Here is a 2,765-nt window from a genome sequence, read left to right on the forward strand (position 1 = left end):
TGTTTTCATGATTGCCAAATCGTTTTCAATAGCTATTTGAATTATGCCTGGAAGCACTTCCTTTAATTGGTAACGTGAGAGAACATAACCATGTTCCACCAAGTATTGTTCCATTTCAACAATGTTCATGTCTTTAGTGTGGAAATGCCCTCCTTCTATTGTCTTCCATTCAATGCTGAATGTTCTTCCTGCTTCACTTATCGGATTGTCATGTATTGTAATCTTTAGTGGATAGCAAAGCAATACCCTTGTATAATCGGCCACTTCATTTCCTTTTTTCCATTCTATAGTCTGTGTAGTGACTTCATTCTTTCTGTAGTCCATAACGATATATTTGTTGGAGCCAGTTTGGAGTTTGTAAATCTTATTGGTATCATATGGTATGATTGCCCTATTCAATTCACGCCCTACCAATATACTGGTCTTTTTGTCATAGTTATCTGATATGAATCTCTCAATGCCTTTTATCCCACTATTTGGATTTTCTTCACCCAAATAAATGTCCTCGAAGAGTTTGATGATTTCATCCAATGTTTTCTCATGAGAAGGAAGGTGGTTGTATAATTCTCTAAGAATCTTTTCAACCACGCCGGGGTCTGTACCCTGCAAATAGAAAGCACTGATAATGTTTTTAAAGTATGTAAACTCATAATCCGGTTTATAAACATTACCAATAGCTTTTTTGATTTGTATAGCTGAACTTCCTTCACTCATTTTAATTACCTTATACCTGAACGTCCCTCACAATGAAACTGTAGAATGTGTAGGTTCCGGATCTTTCCTTTACTTGGATTGTCATCTCAGATAATCTGTTTACGAACTCACGGTATTCGGAAAGATCAACATTTCTGAGAATATTGGATTTACCAACTGAACCTGCATTTTCCAATTCAAGAATGCTGGTTAAGAAATCAAATAACACGCTTCCTTTTCTGACGTTTTTGTGAATGTCTCCATCATTTTTAAGATTGACATTGATTTCAACATATAATTGGTCAGCATCCTGGAAGATGTATAATTTGAATCTGTTAACGGTTTTTTCTTCACCGTCATCATCGAAAGTGAATGATGAAACTGAAGCCATTTCAGGCCTGCCGGTGATTAATGTTCCATCTTCAAAATCTTTCAATTCTGCTTTTTCATATCCGTCTGGAATTTCTACAATTTCTTCGTAATCTAGTTCTGTACCTGTAAATATTGTTTGTTTAGTATTTTCAAAACTCATTTTATTTGTCTCCTAAAAAATATTAAAGAGGATTAGCTATTGTCCTCTTTTAGAAATTTTGACTGGTTTGGCGCTATCACTTTTTCAGCTGTCATTTCCTCAGCGCTGACTTCTCCGGCTCCTATCAGTTCTGCAATAGCTCTGTTGGTTGCACGTGTTTTTGCAGTGGACATGATAGTGTGGTCTGAGACTTTGTCTTTTCCTTTTTCAGAACGGGAGCATAATGCGTCTGATTCAACGCTACGGCCATTAGGCAGTGTTGCCCTTACGCAGTAGTAGGCTTCACGCACTCTTCCCATTTTGGTTCTTTCCAATGATCGGTCAACTATGGTAGTGTCAACGTTGAATGCTCTTGAGAGCTTTTGCCATGCTGATTTCTTTTTGAAGTGTCTTTTCACTTTAACATAGTTTCCGTCTTCATCTTTTTCCTTAACAATTATTTCTTGATAGTCTGTTTCGTTTAATAATCCTTTACATAGTTTTTGATAAGCGTCCCACTGTTCAATAGCTACATCGACATCCGGAACGTTGTCTGCAGCTATTAATCCTGTTTCTTCAGGAACTTGTGGGTTTTCTATAAGTTCTGCCTTTACCATTTTATCACCTTCATGTTGATTGGAGGAATTCATTTTAGATTCCTCCGGTGCTGGTTGCTATACCAATCCAGCCAATTATTACAGCAAATATTATGCTCCCAATAAAGATTACTTTGGGATTCAAGTTCATCGGTTCCTCTTTAGGATATAATCTTGCCGGTTTGGTCATTGAAATAACCCCCTTTTGATGCGGATATCAATAATCCAATTCAGGTTGATTATTGTATGCCTTCCGCTTTTTCTGCGTATGAGCACTGTTTTATCGTCGAGGAATTTGAGTTCATCGGATTTGGTCAGTGAATAATAACAGTCTTCATCAATGGATGCAAATTCAATGAATAATCCGTCAGTAAGATTTTCCTGCATCTCAAGAAGTGTTTGTTCCATATTTGCCCTCCGGTTTGTTTTTCCTGAATCCGACAATGAATGCTTCTCCTCTTATGAATTTGATTAAGCCAATATCACCTTCAGTTGCATAGTGAATCAGTCCTAACAGCTTGGAGTGTATTAGTGTTTGGTATGCTTTTTCGCCACCATCCACCAATACGATACCGTCATCGTCAATGTAGAGGATTTCCTGTTCCATATCACCTTTGGCAACTTTGATCTCGCCATTGTGGGTGAGGATGCCATGGTAGTTGTCTTCGAACTGGTTAGGTAATGCGTATTGGTCTGCATCATGTTTTTCAAACGGTGAATAGCTGCTCATGTCTATTCACCTATTTGATCAATTTTATCAAACATTTCCCACATTTTGTCCCATAGCTCTTTGGGGACTGTAACGTATTGTACGCCATCAATTTCTTGTTCAAACATATTTTTTGACCTCTCTTGTGTTTTAAATATTTTTTATTCGTGTTTAGTCCAGTTTCATTATCTTGATTCTGTATGAATCGAAGAATTCCTTTTCATTGCGGATGTTTTCAGTTTCCTGAATTTCAGCA

General features: G+C 37.3%; 6 protein-coding genes. All 6 read right to left on the bottom strand.

The annotated features are described in order from the left end of the window. Positions 1-714 (bottom strand): hypothetical protein (locus tag QZU83_RS10560; protein WP_295611945.1); only part of this gene is annotated, 714 nt, incomplete at its 3' end. A gap of 10 nt (positions 715-724) precedes the next feature. Next, the gene (locus tag QZU83_RS10565; RefSeq protein WP_295611946.1) at positions 725-1,225 is read right to left on the bottom strand and encodes a hypothetical protein; all 501 of its coding nucleotides are present in this window, start codon (positions 1,223-1,225) and stop codon (positions 725-727) included. Positions 1,226-1,257: 32 nt separating this feature from the next. Further along, positions 1,258-1,821: a hypothetical protein gene (locus QZU83_RS10570; protein ID WP_295591559.1), complete on the bottom strand. Its 564-nt coding sequence runs from the start codon at positions 1,819-1,821 to the stop codon at positions 1,258-1,260. A gap of 34 nt (positions 1,822-1,855) precedes the next feature. Further along, complete coding sequence (locus tag QZU83_RS10575; RefSeq protein ID WP_295114578.1) at positions 1,856-1,990, bottom strand: hypothetical protein; 135 nt, start codon at positions 1,988-1,990, stop codon at positions 1,856-1,858. Beyond that, a complete protein-coding gene (locus QZU83_RS10580; protein WP_295611947.1) occupies positions 1,987-2,208 on the bottom strand; it encodes a hypothetical protein in 222 nt (73 codons plus the stop codon). Before QZU83_RS10580 ends, QZU83_RS10575 begins: the two co-directional genes overlap by 4 nt. Beyond that, positions 2,189-2,530 (bottom strand): hypothetical protein, encoded by a 342-nt coding sequence (locus tag QZU83_RS10585; protein ID WP_295611948.1) that lies wholly within the window; start codon positions 2,528-2,530, stop codon positions 2,189-2,191. Before QZU83_RS10585 ends, QZU83_RS10580 begins: the two co-directional genes overlap by 20 nt. Positions 2,531-2,765: the final 235 nt, after the last annotated feature.

The organism is uncultured Methanobrevibacter sp., from assembly GCF_902771435.1.
In the GTDB taxonomy this organism is placed as follows: domain Archaea; phylum Methanobacteriota; class Methanobacteria; order Methanobacteriales; family Methanobacteriaceae; genus Methanocatella.

Coding starts and splice junctions, on each gene's coding strand:
- QZU83_RS10585 (WP_295611948.1), bottom strand. CDS start 2,530: ATGAGCAGCTATTCACCGTTTGAAAAACATGATGCAGACCAATACGCA.
- QZU83_RS10575 (WP_295114578.1), bottom strand. CDS start 1,990: ATGACCAAACCGGCAAGATTATATCCTAAAGAGGAACCGATGAACTTG.
- QZU83_RS10580 (WP_295611947.1), bottom strand. CDS start 2,208: ATGGAACAAACACTTCTTGAGATGCAGGAAAATCTTACTGACGGATTA.
- QZU83_RS10570 (WP_295591559.1), bottom strand. CDS start 1,821: ATGGTAAAGGCAGAACTTATAGAAAACCCACAAGTTCCTGAAGAAACA.
- QZU83_RS10565 (WP_295611946.1), bottom strand. CDS start 1,225: ATGAGTTTTGAAAATACTAAACAAACAATATTTACAGGTACAGAACTA.